This window comes from Sphingomonas hominis (assembly GCF_013328205.1).
GTDB lineage: Bacteria > Pseudomonadota > Alphaproteobacteria > Sphingomonadales > Sphingomonadaceae > Sphingomonas > Sphingomonas hominis.
On record NZ_JABULH010000009.1, the window covers coordinates 46,936 to 62,681 of the forward strand.

The following is a 15,746-nucleotide window of genomic DNA, read 5'->3' on the forward strand; positions in this document are numbered from 1 at the left end:
TTACATCTCCATGTCGTCGTCAATTGCGGGCGAATGATCGTGACCGTGATGACGTTGATGATGGTCGCCGTTGCGATCGGTGGCGAAGCCGTCGCGCAATTCGCGCATCGACTGGTCCTCGTGGCGGTCGCCGTCGAGGCGATCGAGGATCGGGTTTCCGGTGGAGCGACCGACATCGCCATGCGCCGCCTGCTGGTCAGGATCGAGGGTGCGTCCCACGCCGGGATCGGCAAGGCGGAGCCCCGCCCGAGCTGCCTGAACCTTCGGAAGCGATGCCTCCTTCTCATCGTTGGACGGCGCGGGTGCGGTGGCTTGCGGTGACCCGCCGACAGCCCGGCCCGGGATCTGGTCCAGAGCGACCTGGGTCGCACCGACGACGTCCATCGCCGCAGCCGCTTTTTCCGCCTCGCTCTGGCCCTTGCGAGGCTCCGGTGTCGTCTGCTCCGGCTCGTTCTCGCCGCGCTCTTCCACGCCTCCTACCGGCCGCGTGGGCGTATGCTCGCGGCCACCCTCACCTCCTTCATCCGCGCCATTGTTCTGGGCTGCACGTTTCCGCCGCTCTTCCGGCGAAACGTAGGGAGTGGGCTTGAAGTCTTTACGAGGCACCGAGCCGGGTGCGACCTCGGGGTAGGACTTGTAGGTCAGCTTTATCCGAGCGGCGGGGAAGCCTTCCGGAAATTTGACGAAGCCATTGAGCGACGGCAGGTCGGTAATGTCGTCGGGCAGCACCAGCGGTTCGACCGCCGTGCGAGGCGTCAGGGTCGAGGCGTCGCGGGTGTTGTTGTAGCCGTAGCTGTACGCCTCATCGACTTGCCGGACCTCGCGATTACCGATGAACTCCGAGCACTTCTCCGCGGTCGTACGGTCTGCCGTGGCGAGGATAAGCTTGGTGCGCGCGAGGCCCGTCAGGGCGGTCGCGTTTTGGAGTCCATAGGTGGCGACGAGCTTGTCGAACGAGTGGATGCCGAGAACGAATGCCCCGCCGAAATTGCGGGCGGACTGCAGGCCGTGCTCGATGCCGGGAAGGGCGTGGAGCGCGTGGACCTCGTCAAAGAGATACCAGGTGCGTAGATCGCGAGTTTTCGGCAGGCGCATCAGGTTGTTGACGGCCAGGTCGATCCACAGCGTGAACAGGCCGCGGGTCATCTCCAGGTCGTTGTACGAGCCGGTGATGAACATGATCGAGCCGTCGCGATTGTCGGTCGCGATCCAGTCGCGGATCGAGAACGCCGGAGGTCCGCCTTCGACCGGGTCCGGCATGAAGCGCAGGGCCTGTCCATTGACGTTCAGAACCGATCGGATCGACTCCGCCATGCGGGCGGCCTTTTCGGTCGTCAGCGGCGCGGCGACAGTGTCCTCCAGCTGTGCATGGATCTTCTTGAGATCGGCCGTCATCAGGTGGTGGGCAATGGCGGCATTGTTGCCCTCTCCCGCCTCCTGAAGCTTCAGGCACATTTCGATGAAAAGCATGCGTGCGGCGTTCTGCCAGAACGGCTCTTTGTCGTCGGGATGGGACGGAATGAGAGCCGCGGCTGCCGAGACGAAATCGGCATAGTTCCGGCACTCGTCGAACAGTGTCCACGGCGCGCAGCGCTCGTCCATCGGGTTGAGAATGACGTCGGTTTCGGGGTCGAAGAACGTCTCAACGAACACGCCGGTGAGGTCGAAAATGACCGCGCGATGGCCGCGTGCTCGGATCTGCGAAACGTGGCTGCGAAGCTGTGTCGTCTTGCCGGTGCCGGTCGTGCCGATCAGCATCGTGTGGCTCTGCTCGAGGCGCCACGGATAGGGGATGCCGGCGATGGAATATGGGACGTGAATGCCTTCGTCGACGCGATCGATGATCGGGGCCTTGGCGACGAGTTTCGGATCGTAGGGCGGGTCGTGTTCGGCGCATTCCTTGCGGAACTGCGTGAGATTGTGCCGGCGGACATTGTCGAGCAGCAGATCGCGGGCGACGAGCATCGATCCGCGGTTGTGTCGCTCGGTCAAAACGTCGCGTCCGCGCTTGTTCGCCCAGGTAATGAACCAGCTGATCAACGGGGCTGCGACCGCGGTCGCCATCACCAGCGTGATCAGGAAGATTTTGACCGTCTGATGCCAGGCGTGAACGACATGCGGCTCGTAGGGGACGTAGCCGATCGGGACCTTGGTCACGGAGCCGTTCGGAAGGGTCAGGTTGATGAGGTGGAAGCGGTCGCCACCCACCCATGTCCAGACCGCCGAGTAGAGCTTCATCAGGTCGAGTTGGAACTCGTGCTCGGCGAGGCCGAGCCAGACCATGATGTTGAACAGCACGATGAAGCTGCCGAGCCAGATCCAGACCGGCACAAGGGTGGCCGCCCAAGCCATCTTGTACTGGCTCGAAAGCAGCTGCGAACCGCGCGTGAAATTGCTTGAGTTGCGGGTGATCCGGCCGCGCGCGGAGGCGTGCTCGACGACTGCGGCCTGGCCGTTGAAACGGATGTCACCGTTGCGCATGGTGGGCCTCCACGCGCTCCTGGGCGATGTCGATAATCTTCTCGGCGTAGTCCGGGTGTTCCCGGGTCACGATGAGGTCCATCGAGGCCGAAAGCTGCTCCAGGATGAGGAGCACTCGGCTGACGTTGAATGAGTGGCTGGCCGCTGCGAGCGGCACCCCGAAAATCAGCGCCAGGCGGATGATCTCGGACCGGGATATTCCTCGGTCAGAGGCCGCACGCTCGATGGCCGCTCGCTGGTCGTCGGACAGACGCAGCGTGATAGGTGGGTTCGACATAGCACCATCCAAACTTTGGATGGTGGGGGTTTCGGAAACCGCAGCTTAGCTGCCTTCGCTCGCCGACGGAAGATGGTTTCTGTGTTACCAGCAACTACAGCGATTTCCGCGGGAAATCGGCGGTTTACCTGGTTTCGAGAAGGCGTATTACATACGACTACGGTATCACCACAGAATACACGAGGCTTTTCAGGCACTTACACCTGCGGTCGCCGCATAGGGTGTGCTAATCCTAGGGACTGTCGTGGGGTTGAGGGCATCATCGCTCTTCGTCTCCATGTTCGATCGGAGTCCTGAGGGGCAATCGCCGGAGGCGGACTGATCCAAGGCGTGTCTCCGGCGAACATGCGAAGCGATCCCGACCCACGACGCACCCGCCGCAGGCGAGGTCCGTCGCAGCCTATCCGATGATCCGGCATAGCTCGGATCATCGGTGCCGATCCTGACGGCCAAAGCCCGTCTGAATAGCTCTCGCTTGCGGTCGGTCGTGCGGCCTGTCATCGTGGGTGTCGGAGGCTGTCAACCGATCAGAAAAAGGGACGGCAATGGCACGTACAATCGAGCAGGAACGCGAGCAGCTGGCGGCAGAAGGACGGAAGCTGGAAGAGCGGCGTCGTCAGCTTGCCGAGAGGGAGCGCTCTGAGCTTCTGAAGGAGGTCGAGAAATCGGGGTTGCTCAAGGGCGACGCCGAGCAGATTCGGTCTATCCTCGGGGCGGTAAAGTCGATGGGTGTCGCTGAGGTCGCGAAGCGGCTTGCAGCGTAGCAGGACCGATGCGCTGGCAGGCTGAAGCCTGTCGGGCAAAAGAAGAGGGGAGAGGCCGCAAGGCCCTCCCCTTTTTCGTGATCGAGAACTGAAGCCCCGCAGGCAAAAAAAGGGAGAGCGGGTACGTCCCGCCCTCCCCCTGCGATGATCTAGGTGGAGGCTATCCCCAGACCACGCGCAGCTCGTGATTGTCGGTCGCTTCCATCGGGCGTGCTGGCGACGCAAAGCGAGATCGATCGGGTGGCGTCGTCGCGGTCGAAGCGCACGTTGAGACCACGAAACTGTGCCTCCTCGACAACCGCGATCACGCCCTCGTCGTAGTCGAAGAGCGCGCAAATGCTGGCCAGCGACCAGGGGCAAACGCGAGCCTCGAAGCTGCATGCGACTAGCGGGTCTTCATCGTCGTGATCGAGGAGTTCGCCGCGTTCGCGAGCGAAGGCCCGAAAGGCGGCGAGCTGGCGTGCGGTGACCGTCGCGGGCTTCGCGTCGCGCTGGGCGCCGGCGCTGAGGAAGAAGGTGATCGACATGGCTTTGCCTCCCGAGTGGAATCACCGGCGCAAAGCCTCCTTCCCTCGACCCGTTAGGGTCGCCCGGACGTCGCCGGGATCGTCGGTCCAAAGGACCGGGATTGATCGTCACGATGGCGCAGCAAGGTCGTGCGTCGAGTGGCGCTGGTAGCGGCGCGCGAGGCGTAGCGAACCGGCGACCCGACGGGGTCGCCGTGACGCGAGCGAGCAGTGCCGGCGCGGGCTCCGCTGAGCGATCGGCACGGCGCGATGCGCAGCGGTAGCGTTGGCGATGCGACGGCATCGCCACGCCCGCCAGCGAGCCGTGCCGGGAGGCGGAGCAGGCGTGCGTGTCCACGGCCGACCCGAAGCCCCTTTCAGCGCGGATGCGGTCGCCAATGTGGCAGCGGCAGATCCCGGGTGCCCCTTGCCAGCTGGCCGGGCCGTCATCCCCCGGTCGGCCGTGGACGACAGCCCGCTAGCGTGCAGGTCTTAACGGAATGCGCTTGAAGTCGGCTCCCGCACCGGTCGAGGCGTAGCGAGCGTGACGCGCGACGGCGCGGCCGCGATGCGAGCGAGCCGGTGCGGGTCTGCCGCGAGGGGTCGGATCGCCGGCGCGCGAGGCGTAGCGAACTGGCGACCCGACGGGGTCGCCGTGACGCGAGCGAGCAGTGCCGGTGCGGCGTCCGCTGGGGCGATCGGCACGGCGCGATGCGCAGCGGCAGCGTTGGCGATGCGACGGCATCGCCACGCCCGCCAGCGAGCCGTGCCGGGAGACCGGGCGGAAGCTAGCTCCGAGCCGCACCGGCCGAGGCGTAGCGAGCGTGACGAGCGACGGCGCGGCCGCGATGCGAGCGAGCCGGTGCGGCCATCCGTGGTGAAGTCTCGACCGCTAGGTCAGTCCCCGCGGCGCGAGGGGGCTCGATGCCCCTGAGCGCCGCCCAGGGCGACGTAAAAAAGGGGAGAGGCTCCGGTTGCCCGGAGCCCCTCCAACGGGTGCGTCAGGCGCGACGGCTGCGCGCTGCGGGAGCCATCGGGGCCTGCTCGGCGAGACGGAAGACGTGGAGCGGCACGCCGGCGGTCCGCATCTTCCGGGCGAAGTCGGACTGGACGCCCGAGCCTTCGCAGACGATCGCTTCAACCGGGCGCTGGTTGGCGATGCGGTCGTTGCGGAGGAAAGCCGCCTTCGGACCGTACCGCGTCTCCAGCATCATGCGCACCAGCTTGACCTGCCGCGACGACGCCCACGCGGCTGCGACGGCGTCCGCACCCTTGTTCATGCCGGTGGTCATCAGGACCATCGCCGGGATCCGACGCTTGATCTGGTCGAGGCGGTCGAAGAGCTGCTCGTGGTCGTGCCAGACCTGTCCACCCGAGAAGGCGACAATCGGGCCGGTCGGGGCGTGCTCTTCCCGGCGTTTGGCGGCGCGGGCGGCGAGGTAATCCTTCCCGTCGATGACCGACGCGGTGAGCTTGGAGGAGACCCGGCTGCCGCGGATCGTGTTGAAGGGGCGACCCGTCTCCACGCGGAACACCTCCCCGGCGTGGTCTCGCATGCACCGCATCGCTTCGGCGCAACCCTCCAGCGTCTGGCAGAGGAGCTGCGTGTCCTCGAGTTCGACGGCGTAGATCTCGCTGGGGTCGTACGCTTCCACCATGTCCTTCAGCTTGCGGGCGGCGTCGTCCTCGCGTCCCTCGATGCGCTTGGTCACCATGTGGAAGGAGTTGACGATGCCCCATGCGATGTCGGCGGCAAACTCTTCCATGCGGGTGTCGCGCGTGACGTCGAACACCGTCCGCAGCATGAGGTCGACGGCTGCGGCGGCCATCTCCGGGTCGGGCATGTCCAGCTTCTCGGGGGCGTTGAAGACGGTCAGCTTGGCCATCTCGCTGCTCTCCACGAAGGCGCCGTCGTAGGTCTGCTGCGTCTCAGCGTCGATGTTCAAGACGCTGTCGTTCATCCGGACCTCGTTCATCGCGCGGGCGGCGTCGGAGAAGCTGCGGAAAGTGTTGGTCATGATAGCCTCCATGAGTTGAAAATCTCACCTTCTTCTCGGTGAGGAATCTCACTCGGCATGCGGCGGTCAGGGCCGTCAGGGACGTTAACCGGGAAGCCGCGCCCATCGGGCGTGGACCCCGGTTAACGCTCGCGAGTGGGGGAGCCGATTTTCTCGGCCCCCAGAATGGAGCGAAGCGGAGTGGCGGGGGTCGTGAAAATTGGGGGCACCGCTCGTCCTTGACGGTTCGCCAACCCCGCATGCCAAACTTCCACATCACAGAGAGAGAAAATATTGGTTTGGGGCGGGTGCGCCGGGGTGATCCGAGCACGAGCGGCGGTGCTGTGGCCGCCAGGCCGCAGCACCGCTAGGCAGCTCTGCTGCCGTCGCTCGCGCGCAGGACGCCCCGGCGTCGGCAAAGGGATCGATACCCGGAGGGCGGAGACCCCTTCAGGGGGCTCCGTAAGGCCCGTCAGGGCCGATGAGAGCCCGGTCCCGCCCACAAGGCGGGACGCCCCGCCAACCCCTTCCCTGCCGCTCTATTGGGCATCCTGCCCGTCGTCGCGCTCCCACGCGCCCTCACCCCATGTTTCGTCGTAGCCCGGATCATCCGGATCGAGCCCCATGTTGGGATCGTCACCCGAGCTGGCTGGGTCACCGGGCTCGCTCTCGCGATGGTCGTCGGCTTGCGAGGAGCCACGGAAGCACGCCGGGTCGCAGAGCAGCATGGGGATGCCGCGGCAGACCAGCTGGACGCCGTCGATAGAGAGCGGCTTGGTGGCGAGCCGTGCGCAGGGCTGGTTGCTCCGATCGCGGAAGCCGCAGGGTGCAGCAAGCGGCTCCTGTCGAGGTGCCTCGGGGCCGTCGTCAGGTTGGTTCTCGGCCAAAGCAACGGAGCCACTGTCGGGCTGAGGATCGAACATGTCGTGCTGCGCGCGCATCGCGGGTTTCCTCCGGAATCTTGGGACAGGTGCGAAGGGGGGGCTCGCCGGTTGAGGCGTGAGCACGCGAAAAGGGCGGCGCCGCGAGGCGCCGCCCGAACCCGGCGGGTCAGTAGAACTCGGCGCGGTCGGCGATGATCTCGCAGCCGTAGCGGTCGTTGCCCTCGGCGTCCTGCCAGCGGGTGTAGTGGAGGCGACCCTCGATCGCGATCAGGTCGCCCTTCTTGCGGTTGCCGGCGACAGCCTTGGCGAGGCCGTTGAAGCAGGTGACCTTGTGGTATTCGGTCTCCTTGACGGTGAAGCCGTCCTCGCCCTTGTAGGTGTGGCCATCCTTGTTCAGCTTGGGGCGGTCGGTCGCGACGAAGATCGTGGCGACGTTGGTGGTGGGGTTCACCGCGCGCAGTTCTGGGGTGCGGGTCAGGCGGCCGATCAGGTTCACGTTGTTCATGGCGATAGCTCCCTCGGGTGATGTCGGGCGGATCGTCCGCCGGTGTCACCGATGAGCGAGCTGGCGCGGTGCTGCGCACCGGAGGGGCGGCCGGGATCGTCGCGCAGGCGACGAGCGCGGTCGACCTGGAGGGAAACCTCTTTTGCAGGGGTGGTGCGGGCAGCCGCGCTTCAGCGCGGCAACACGGCCCTGCCAAAGGGGTTGCGCGGTGCCGGGCCGGCTCGCAGGTGACACGACCCGGCGGATGAGACGCCTGGTAGCAGCCAAGATGTCGGAGCGGACGCCATGAACAGGCTCCGTGGACCGGCAGGATTGGCCGCCTGATCCGCCTGCCCGGACGAATCGGCACGCGGTGAAGCTCGCCACCAGCGTCGGGCGCGGCAGCGCCCATGACTGCCCCGAGCTGGGCATGAGTGGACCACACAGCCGAGGACGTCGCCGATAGGGAGGCCGAATATCACAAGGTCGCCGTCGATTGGGCGCCTCGCCGGAGCCGTCGGGACACGCTGAGGTGAAGGTCGGCCGCGGATGAGGCGGGAGCAGCCTGATCGACGCGTCTTCGCTGGTCCGCTGGGTTCGGGTAGTGCTTGCGGGGCTATCCCGGGAGGAGCGAGGGCGATCGAGACAGGGACCGACGCGGCAGCGTCGGTCCTGGCGATCAGCCGAAGAGCTTGCCGATCGCGGCGCCGGCCGTCAGGAGGGCGGCAGCAGCCAAGGTCGCCTGAAAGAACAGGGTCCCGGGGAAGAAGCGCACCTCGAGCTTGGTCTTGGCGAGGTCCGCCTGCGTCTTCTGGATCTCGACCTGCATCTTGTCGATCCGCGCGAGCTGCTCGCGGATATCGAGTTGCGGATCTGGTGCGACGGTCGCCATGGTAGCCTCCATATAGCGTGGAACAGTGAACGATTGAAGTGCCGCGCTGGCCCAATGTTGGAAAGGGCGAGCGCAGCCCGAAATGCGCGAAGCATCCGGCACGTCGACGGGGACCGCTCCGGGTGTCGAAGCGATCCCAGTCGAGGGAGTGCGGGGGCGACGCGTGCGCGCCGCCCGGTGTTCGATCAGGCGACCTCCTCGACCGGGGCGGTGCTCTCGCCGAGGCCGTCGCCGGCAGGCAGGCCGGAGGCCGAGCCGTCGGCGCCGAACGGCGGAGCGGGGTCCTCGTCCGACTTGATGCCGAGCGCGCTGGTCACGTCGCGGCGCTTCTGCGCGCGCTGCCAGACGATGTTGTACGAGCCGTCCTCCTGCCGGAAGGCCGAGACCTGCAGCGGCTGGGCGAGCGAGGGATCGTCGATGCGGCCGTTGAGGAACGCCTCGCCGGTGTTGTTCGACGTGAGTTCGAAGAAGGCGCCGACCTGCACCCAGGTGCGGCCGGGAGTCAGCGCGTGGATCTCGTAGCGCGGCGCGCGCGGGTTGGTGGACTGCACCGGCTTCAGCGCGATCGTCATCGCAACCGCGAGCGTCGAGATGCGGCCCATGAAGATGCCGGCGTCGTTCTGCTTGATCTGACCGATGTTCATCGTAACGTCTCCTGTGTCGGCTGGACCCCATGTCCTCGACACCATCTTTAATCCCTCTCTCCTCCCCGGCCCTTCGGCCGGGCAGGGCGCGCAAGCGCCCCTCACCGACGCGCTTATCGCGCGGCGGTGGTGGACCGCAGGAGACGATTCATGACTGTTCCAAGGGGACGCGCTGCAGCTCCCTTGAGTAAATCGAGTTTGGGGAGTCGCTCGCATAAGCAGCCGTACCACGCACGTTCCGGCCTACAATTTATGTGGAGGATGTGGCGACGTCCTCTATAGTAACGTTGCTGAGCGGGTCGCAGCACGTTCGGCAAGCCGAAAGCGGAGTCTGCCGATGTACTCTCGTATCTTTCGTGGAGCGCTTATAGTTGCCGCGGTGGTTGCAGCGGGTGCTGCATTCGCGGTCTGGTCTATTGGTCTAGTGCGGTCGACCATTCCGCCGAGCGTTGAGCCAGTGGGTGTCGCGATCGTTACCGTCCTGTCGCTGGTGGTTGTCGGGTGGGTGATTGACGCAGCCCAGAGCGTCACCGGACGGTGGATTGAGGCAGCGATGCCGATCGGCGCGCGCGAGGCGTAGCAAGTGATAGGCCCTCGCAGGGCCTTCACGCAGCGAGCGAGCCGTGCCGACAGCGAGGGATCGTCACCCGGCAGGGCGGAGACCCGCGAGGGGCTCCGGGCGGCGAAGCCGGCTAGAGCCCGGTCCCGCCCGTAGGGCGGGCGCCCTGAAAAGGCTTGAAGGTCACCGATGTAGCTGCGGTGCCGGGCACGTTCTGGCGGCCAACTCGCCGACTCGTTATGGCCGGACGATCTTGGCCGACACGATTGGGGGGAAGCGACATGAGAAACGCGATGCTGGCGATCATCGGCGCATTTGCTCTGGCGGGCTGCAGCAAGTCGGTCGAGGGCACGTACAACATGGTCAACGGCCCCGTGCCGGGCGTGGTCGCGACCTTTGGTGACAAGACCTTCTCGCTGTCGAGCGGCGCGAGCGGTAGCTACGAGGTCAGTGGAGACACCGTCATCTTGAGCGGCAACTCGCTCGGCGGGACCTATAAGATCGACGGCGGGAAGCTGGTCGGCGATCGCTTCTCGTTCGTTCCTCGTGACCCGAACGACAAGTCGCCGATCAACCGCGGACCGCGTTCGTCGGGCAGCATGCCGACGACTGGTGGGAAAGCCTTCTAGGGCCGAGAGTGAGTCTTCTCGCCGTTCGGGGCGGTTAGGCCGAACTCGGCGTCTATGTCGCGACCTGCCGCCTCCCGGATAGCGGACAACTCGGTGTGGGTGATCCGACCATCGACCATGGCTGTCCGGTAGGCCTGCGCTCCGAGGGGTCCGGCTCGGGACAGGACGATCGCGTCGCGCTCGCCCGTCGCGCTCACAGGCCCGAAGGGCCAAAGTGCGATGGAGACTGCACCTAGGCCTGCGGCGAGGATCACAAAGCTGAAGGGCACTCGTCGTCGTGCGAACAAGAAGAGCGCGCCTGCCAGAAACAGGATCAGCACCGCGATGGGAATGAGGTTGAGCATGATCGGGCCTCTCGGATGAGCCATCGTATGGGCAGGCGACCGCAGCCGCCAGAGCTACTGGTCAGGTGACGCGAATGGCGATCGTCTCGTCGTCGCCGTTATCGATGACGAGGACGGTGCGGCCATCGCGTGCGGCAGCTGCTGCCGCGTCCGCGGGCCAGTCGCCGTACTCGCGCAACGTCTTGGCCATGTGTGCCTCGGCACTGGCGCGATCTGGGTGATCCTTGATGATCGTGTCGAACGATAGCGACTGGTGAAGGGTTTGAATGGGCATGGTGATTTCCAGCGAAGGCCGGCACATGCGAGGCGTAGCAAGTGGGCGACCCACAGGGTTCGCCACGACGCGAGCGAGCAGTGCCTGGCGAGCCATCGTGACCGACAGCGACCGACGCGCGACAGACGAGGCGGTGCGATCCGATCAGGTGAGGCGTGATTTTACCCTGCGGTTGTGGGAACCAGCACGAAGGGTGGCGGAAGGTACGCGCCAGTGGCGAAATGCTCCCGCAGGTCGTCGAGGGTCGCGATCTCGCCGGCTTCGTCGGATGTCAGGACGGGGCGGCCGTCTTCGTCGGCGGTGAAGGCGCGACGCTCGCCCACGCCCTTCCAGATGACGATCTCGGCGGGGAAGGAACCCGGCGCGCCGCCCGACCAGCGCCAGAACGGCAGGTCGTTCGTGCAGCAGAAGTCCTCGATCTCGTCGATCTTGCCGTTTGCGATCTCGTGGCCGCGCAGCACGAGTGGTTCACCGTCGGGTAGGTCGTTGGCGGTGAAAGGCTCGCCGTCCCACTCGGTGGAAAGGTTTTCGGCGTTAGCCTTTTCGATGAGCTCGCCGAGAAGATCAGCGGAAAGTCTTCCACCGATCGAAATTGAGACAGATACGCGGTCAGCCATGGTGGCACCTCGTGGATATCGTGGCGCGCTGGTCTTGAGCGGTCCTTCGGCACCATTCGTCCAGCTATCCACCGCCACCCCCCTTCCCTTCGGCTAAAAGGTTGAAAGACTGTTTCTATTAAGGGTCATTGATGCAGCAGAATCTAGTTATGCCGAAGATGCAAGACGGTTTTGGGTCCGTTTCGATGCCTGTCTCCCTTTGAGCAAAAAAAGGGCGATGCCGGGGGAGGCATCGCCCGAGTGACGCGCAGGGAGTGGGGGGAGCCTGCGACGTCTGCCGGTGCCGCGAGGGAGCGAGCGGCACCGGGAGGGGATCAGGCGTTCTCGGTGACGCGCTTGCCGCGGCTGCGGCGCGTGGTTTCCTCGACGGGGGCGGTGGTCTCGCCGAGGCCGTCGTCGCCGGCGCCGGCGCTGCCGCTCATCCCGGCGTCGTCGCTCGAGCCGTCGGCGCCGAACGGCGGAGCGGGATCCTCGTCCGACTTGATGCCGAGCGCGCTGGTCACGTCGCGACGCTTCTGCGCGCGCTGCCAGACGATGTTGTACGAACCGTCCTCCTGTCGGAAGGCCGAGACCTGGAGCGGCTGAGCGAGCGAGGGATCGTCGATGCGGCCATTGAGGAACGCCTCGCCGGTGTTGTTCGAGTTGAGTTCGAAGAAGGCGCCGACCTGCACCCAGGTGCGGCCGGGGGTCAGCGCGTGGATCTCGTAGCGCGGCGCGCGCGGGTTGGCGGACTGCACCGGCTTCAGCGCGATCGTCATCGCAACCGCGAGCGTCGAGATGCGGCCCATGAAGATGCCGGCGTCGTTCTGCTTGATCTGACCGATGTTCATCGTAACGTCTCCTGTGTCGGCTGGACCCCATGTCCTCGACACCATCTTTAATCCCTCTCTCCTCCCCGGCCCTTCGGCCGGGCAGGGCGCGCAAGCGCCCCTCACCGACGCGCTTATCGCGCGGCGGTGGATGCCTTGGAGCGACCCTGGGCGACGTGCTTGGCACGGTGTCGCCGTTACGGTGGACCGCAGGGGTGTTCCGGGATCGTCGCCGGAGGATGGCGCTCGAGGTGACGCCGGGCGGTCGCCAGTTTGCGCAAGGCAGACGCCAGAAACAGTCCGTGCGAACTCTCCGCGTCGATAAGCGCCGCGCGCTTCGTCAGCTGGGTCTCCCGGTGCCGGATCGCGTCGATTGCCATCATCACATCGTCGAGGGTGAGTGCGACGACCGTCTGTGACGGGGAGAGCGGCACGCACCGCAGGGCGAAGGGCAGGAAATGCGGTGCGATCGGCAGATGGTGCGCAAGCGCGAGCTCGACGGCGTGCCGCCACTGGTCGGCGTCGTGGACCGTCTCCCGCAGGATCGCCGCAGACGACATGGGCGCGAGCGAGCGCAGCGCTCCGGCGCCGATGGTAACCGCGAGCGGGTCGCTCGATGCCAGGCCGATGACGCCTTCGGAAATGACGGCGAGGACATCGCCCTCCACGATGCAGGGGCTCTCGTCGAGGCACGCTTCGTAGGCGGCTGCGCTGGTGTCGTAATAGTGGACGCGGTGCATGACCGTTTCCTTCAGGTTCGGGGAAGGCGACCGCGGTCGCGGTCAGGAATAAAGCGGGCGCTGGGCCGGGAAGCGCTCGGGCGGCAGGCCCGAGAAGGTGTAGGCGCGGTAGCGTCCGCCGTCGTAGATCACCGACGAGACCTCCGGCTTGTGTCGCTGCAGGCGCTCGAGGAGGCGGTTTGCGCGACGCTGCGCCGCGATCGCGGCCTCGTCGTCGAAGTGGATGGCGATCGCGCGCACGAAGGTGCCGCTATCGTACCGTAGGGTAGGCAGGGTGGCGTCTACGAGAGAACACCCCACTGCCCCCCTCCGAACCGGACGTGCAACTTTCACTGCATCCGGCTCTCCGCTCCGGGCACTGTAGAACGAAAGTCCGGCAGCTTCCCTGCATGAAGGAGTTGATGACAGGGCGCGCAAAGCGGCCTCGTCTTCCGGGCCCGTTCGGCGTGAAGCCTCCGGAACACCGGCCCATCCCTCATGCGACGCACGGGGTTGCTGTGGTGAAGATGGAACGGTCCATCGGTGCCGCCACATGCGGAGCATGCTTGGGCGAGCACTCGGTCAGTCAGGTTGGTCCTGCTTAACCGAAGAGCTTCCGTGCGAGGCGTGTTGTCGACCGACGGCCAGAACACCGGCCTACGATCGAGTTCCGCCAGTCGCCAAACCGCGATCCTCCTCTTCTCATCCCTCCCAACGCCGATACGCACTACGTACCTGCCCGGGCCAACCCTGAGGCGCCGGAGCGAAGCCATTAGGCTTGTCCGATGCTTGTGCGCGAGCGTCTTGAACAGACTACCGCGCCAGAGAAACTCGAGCTTGTTGAGTGCGCCTTTCACATCCACGGCCAAGGCATAGTAATTTGCAAAGCCGCGAAGTTCGGCGTTGTAGACCTTGACGATCTCCGCATCATCCATGTGAAGCAGGCCCGGACGGTGCACAGCCCGTCCCAAGTCGAACTGACCATAGCCGTGCCTCTGGCTGAACGATTGCACCTTGTCGCGCGGGACCAGCAACTGAATTTGATCCGTCACCGTCCGCTTGACTGCGACGATGCCCGTCCGTGCCCGTTGTTTGACGAGCCGGTCGGACGCCGTGCGAGTGCGCACGTCGTAGCCAAGGAACCTTGCTCCCTTCCGAGCCTCGCGGATCCCGCTTTTCAACGGGGACGTTCGGAGCTCAAGCTCGCTCGCGAGGAAGCCCTCGATGGCGGCCTTGATCTCTTCGGCCTCGGCCCGGCTGCCGATAACCCCCAGAAGGAAGTCGTCGGCGTACCGGACGTAGCGAAGGCGTCGAAAGTCTGGATCGAACGGGTCCGTCGCGGGTAGCTTGCGCATCGCCGCGAGCGTCTCCTTTATTCGGTCCAGCCATGGTTGGATTTCATCAACCTGCCCTTTGTCACGCAGCGCAGCCACGCGCTTCCGGGCGTACTCGGAACGGCGCTGAAGGTGCCTGTATTCCGCCGATTTGCGACGTTGGGCACCCTTGTCGAAGCCAGCGACGAGCCCTTCCACATAATGGTCAAGCTCGTGCAGGTAGACGTTCGCGAGCAGAGGCGAGACGATGCCTCCTTGCGGCGTGCCACTATAGGTTTCGTGGAAACGCTGCTGCTCCAGATACCCTGCCTTCAGCATCGCACTGATGAGAGCGGTAAACCGCCTATCATCAATGCGACGTTCAAGCAGGCTCAACAATTTCTCGTGAGAGATGTTGTCGAAGTATCCTTCGACATCGACTTCGATCAGCCACTTCACGCCCTTCCATGTCTTGCGGACATGGTCGAGCGCCGTGTGACACGACCGCCCCCGTCGAAAGCCGTGTGACCGATCAGAGAAGATCGGTTCATAGACTTCGTTCAGGATCATCCTGACCACTTCCTGCACCAGTCGGTCGGTTGCAGTCGGGATGCCGAGCGGTCTTGTTTTACCGTTGGTCTTGGGGATGTGGACGCGCCTGACCGGCTGCGGGCGATACGTGCCCGCCGAGAGTTGCGCGATCACCGCATCGATCCGGCTTTCGTCGAGATCGGTTACGGCCTCACGGTCGATGCCGGGGGTCTCTGCCCCACGGTTCTGTTGGATGCGGCCCAAAGCTTCCACCCACAAGGAGCGGGATAGCAGCAGTCGGAACACACCGTTCACACGTTTGCCGGTCAAGGCAATCGTTCCAAGTGATTCCAGCCTTTTCAAGGCGGCACAGGGTTGCATCAGCAGACCTCCGCCCTGGTTCGATGCTGGATCGAAGCTGCCGCACTTCCCCCGCTCGGTTGCGCTTTCGCTCGGGTCACCCCGAACTTATACGGCCGACCGTCCCTCACCGAGGCAAGGGCTGTCCCGGCAATTACGCCGGGTGTTCGGGTAATATTGCGGCTCCGCCGCCATACAGGTCGATAACTCGACCAGCTACAGGCGGTCCCGTAGTTACGCGTGAAAGGAGATAAGCTAACGGTCTTAGGTGACCTTTTCATCTCTAGTCCTCCGAAGGAGGTCACGCCGACAAGGTTGGCCGGTCAAGTCGATGGTACGGACTTGGCCGCTTCTCGGGTCCGAGCTGGTAGAGTGGACCCGACGCGTCGGTGCGGGGTTTCAGTCGCTTTCCTCGCCGCCAAGGGTTTAGGCCGCGAGAGATTGGGCTTCACGCAGTGTAGCGTTCACCATAACCGTCTTGCCCTGACCCGTTGCTTCAATGCGACTATTCACTTTGGGCCTTTTCCGAGCATGCTATGGTCCCGTTCTCCTTTCGAAGTTTCAGCCCGAGGGCACCGGTAAGCTCGGTGGGCAGATGCCATTGCCAACAAGCATCACGTCATCAGACGCACTCCTTTCTCGCGCCACAACGGCGCACACCA

The 15,746-nt window shown here is 65.1% G+C and carries 17 protein-coding genes; 2 read left to right on the forward strand and 15 right to left on the reverse strand.

Annotated elements, in window-relative coordinates:
- Both HRV97_RS15500 and HRV97_RS15505 read right to left on the reverse strand, forming a co-directional pair.
- A complete protein-coding gene (locus tag HRV97_RS15500; RefSeq protein WP_174195133.1) occupies positions 1-2,481 on the reverse strand; it encodes a type IV secretion system DNA-binding domain-containing protein in 2,481 nt (826 codons plus the stop codon).
- On the reverse strand, positions 2,468-2,758 hold the full coding sequence (locus tag HRV97_RS15505; protein WP_174195134.1) for a ribbon-helix-helix domain-containing protein: 291 nt from the start codon (positions 2,756-2,758) through the stop codon (positions 2,468-2,470). The genes HRV97_RS15500 and HRV97_RS15505 overlap by 14 nt, the downstream gene beginning before the upstream one ends.
- A 545-nt stretch (positions 2,759-3,303) precedes the next feature.
- On the opposite strand from HRV97_RS15505, the gene HRV97_RS15510 reads away from it, so the two are divergent.
- A complete protein-coding gene (locus HRV97_RS15510; protein WP_016509334.1) occupies positions 3,304-3,522 on the forward strand; it encodes a hypothetical protein in 219 nt (72 codons plus the stop codon).
- Positions 3,523-3,671: 149 nt separating this feature from the next.
- Here the strand turns inward: HRV97_RS15510 and HRV97_RS15515 are convergent, their stop codons facing one another.
- From HRV97_RS15515 to HRV97_RS15540, 6 genes are all read right to left on the reverse strand, one after another.
- The gene (locus HRV97_RS15515; protein ID WP_116463085.1) at positions 3,672-4,049 is read right to left on the reverse strand and encodes a hypothetical protein; all 378 of its coding nucleotides are present in this window, start codon (positions 4,047-4,049) and stop codon (positions 3,672-3,674) included.
- 980 nt (positions 4,050-5,029) lie between these two features.
- A complete protein-coding gene (locus tag HRV97_RS15520; protein ID WP_056434716.1) occupies positions 5,030-6,046 on the reverse strand; it encodes an SLOG family protein in 1,017 nt (338 codons plus the stop codon).
- A 518-nt stretch (positions 6,047-6,564) separates the two neighbouring features.
- On the reverse strand, positions 6,565-6,966 hold the full coding sequence (locus tag HRV97_RS15525) for a hypothetical protein (RefSeq protein ID WP_116463103.1): 402 nt from the start codon (positions 6,964-6,966) through the stop codon (positions 6,565-6,567).
- A gap of 109 nt (positions 6,967-7,075) precedes the next feature.
- Positions 7,076-7,414 (reverse strand): single-stranded DNA-binding protein, encoded by a 339-nt coding sequence (locus HRV97_RS15530; RefSeq protein WP_016510750.1) that lies wholly within the window; start codon positions 7,412-7,414, stop codon positions 7,076-7,078.
- Between the two features lie 658 nt (positions 7,415-8,072).
- Positions 8,073-8,285, reverse strand: a complete 213-nt coding sequence (locus tag HRV97_RS15535) for a hypothetical protein (protein WP_016510755.1) — start codon at positions 8,283-8,285, stop codon at positions 8,073-8,075.
- A 185-nt stretch (positions 8,286-8,470) separates the two neighbouring features.
- Positions 8,471-8,929 carry a DUF736 domain-containing protein gene (locus HRV97_RS15540; protein WP_174195136.1) on the reverse strand — a complete coding sequence of 153 codons (459 nt, stop codon included), beginning with the start codon at positions 8,927-8,929 and terminating at the stop codon, positions 8,471-8,473.
- 840 nt (positions 8,930-9,769) lie between these two features.
- Between HRV97_RS15540 and HRV97_RS15545 the strand changes: the two genes are divergently transcribed.
- Positions 9,770-10,117: a hypothetical protein gene (locus HRV97_RS15545; protein WP_174195137.1), complete on the forward strand. Its 348-nt coding sequence runs from the start codon at positions 9,770-9,772 to the stop codon at positions 10,115-10,117.
- Here HRV97_RS15545 and HRV97_RS15550 read toward each other — a convergent pair.
- The 7 genes from HRV97_RS15550 to HRV97_RS15580 form a co-directional block, all read right to left on the reverse strand.
- Positions 10,114-10,461, reverse strand: coding sequence for a hypothetical protein (locus HRV97_RS15550; protein WP_116463107.1), 348 nt, complete (start codon positions 10,459-10,461; stop codon positions 10,114-10,116). The genes HRV97_RS15545 and HRV97_RS15550 overlap by 4 nt on opposite strands.
- 61 nt (positions 10,462-10,522) lie before the next feature.
- Complete coding sequence (locus HRV97_RS15555) at positions 10,523-10,735, reverse strand: hypothetical protein (RefSeq protein WP_133177356.1); 213 nt, start codon at positions 10,733-10,735, stop codon at positions 10,523-10,525.
- A gap of 161 nt (positions 10,736-10,896) precedes the next feature.
- Entirely contained in the window at positions 10,897-11,352 is a 456-nt protein-coding gene (locus tag HRV97_RS15560) for a hypothetical protein (RefSeq protein ID WP_133177355.1), read from the reverse strand.
- 314 nt (positions 11,353-11,666) lie between these two features.
- Positions 11,667-12,182, reverse strand: a complete 516-nt coding sequence (locus tag HRV97_RS15565) for a DUF736 domain-containing protein (RefSeq protein ID WP_116732688.1) — start codon at positions 12,180-12,182, stop codon at positions 11,667-11,669.
- A 176-nt stretch (positions 12,183-12,358) separates the two neighbouring features.
- Complete coding sequence (locus HRV97_RS15570; protein ID WP_116463091.1) at positions 12,359-12,901, reverse strand: hypothetical protein; 543 nt, start codon at positions 12,899-12,901, stop codon at positions 12,359-12,361.
- Between the two features lie 42 nt (positions 12,902-12,943).
- Entirely contained in the window at positions 12,944-13,141 is a 198-nt protein-coding gene (locus tag HRV97_RS15575; RefSeq protein WP_126015260.1) for a hypothetical protein, read from the reverse strand.
- A gap of 89 nt (positions 13,142-13,230) precedes the next feature.
- Positions 13,231-15,054 carry a reverse transcriptase domain-containing protein gene (locus HRV97_RS15580; protein WP_246248792.1) on the reverse strand — a complete coding sequence of 608 codons (1,824 nt, stop codon included), beginning with the start codon at positions 15,052-15,054 and terminating at the stop codon, positions 13,231-13,233.
- Positions 15,055-15,746 lie beyond the last annotated feature (692 nt).

Excerpts from the sequence above, each read along its gene's own strand:
- HRV97_RS15570 (WP_116463091.1), bottom strand. The coding sequence starts at position 12,901 with ATGCACCGCGTCCACTATTACGACACCAGCGCAGCCGCCTACGAAGCG.
- HRV97_RS15500 (WP_174195133.1), bottom strand. The coding sequence starts at position 2,481 with ATGCGCAACGGTGACATCCGTTTCAACGGCCAGGCCGCAGTCGTCGAG.
- HRV97_RS15545 (WP_174195137.1), top strand. The coding sequence starts at position 9,770 with ATGAGAAACGCGATGCTGGCGATCATCGGCGCATTTGCTCTGGCGGGC.
- HRV97_RS15530 (WP_016510750.1), bottom strand. The coding sequence starts at position 7,414 with ATGAACAACGTGAACCTGATCGGCCGCCTGACCCGCACCCCAGAACTG.
- HRV97_RS15510 (WP_016509334.1), top strand. The coding sequence starts at position 3,304 with ATGGCACGTACAATCGAGCAGGAACGCGAGCAGCTGGCGGCAGAAGGA.
- HRV97_RS15540 (WP_174195136.1), bottom strand. The coding sequence starts at position 8,929 with ATGAACATCGGTCAGATCAAGCAGAACGACGCCGGCATCTTCATGGGC.
- HRV97_RS15565 (WP_116732688.1), bottom strand. The coding sequence starts at position 12,182 with ATGAACATCGGTCAGATCAAGCAGAACGACGCCGGCATCTTCATGGGC.
- HRV97_RS15535 (WP_016510755.1), bottom strand. The coding sequence starts at position 8,285 with ATGGCGACCGTCGCACCAGATCCGCAACTCGATATCCGCGAGCAGCTC.
- HRV97_RS15560 (WP_133177355.1), bottom strand. The coding sequence starts at position 11,352 with ATGGCTGACCGCGTATCTGTCTCAATTTCGATCGGTGGAAGACTTTCC.
- HRV97_RS15520 (WP_056434716.1), bottom strand. The coding sequence starts at position 6,046 with ATGACCAACACTTTCCGCAGCTTCTCCGACGCCGCCCGCGCGATGAAC.
- HRV97_RS15515 (WP_116463085.1), bottom strand. The coding sequence starts at position 4,049 with ATGTCGATCACCTTCTTCCTCAGCGCCGGCGCCCAGCGCGACGCGAAG.
- HRV97_RS15550 (WP_116463107.1), bottom strand. The coding sequence starts at position 10,461 with ATGCTCAACCTCATTCCCATCGCGGTGCTGATCCTGTTTCTGGCAGGC.
- HRV97_RS15555 (WP_133177356.1), bottom strand. The coding sequence starts at position 10,735 with ATGCCCATTCAAACCCTTCACCAGTCGCTATCGTTCGACACGATCATC.
- HRV97_RS15525 (WP_116463103.1), bottom strand. The coding sequence starts at position 6,966 with ATGCGCGCGCAGCACGACATGTTCGATCCTCAGCCCGACAGTGGCTCC.
- HRV97_RS15505 (WP_174195134.1), bottom strand. The coding sequence starts at position 2,758 with ATGTCGAACCCACCTATCACGCTGCGTCTGTCCGACGACCAGCGAGCG.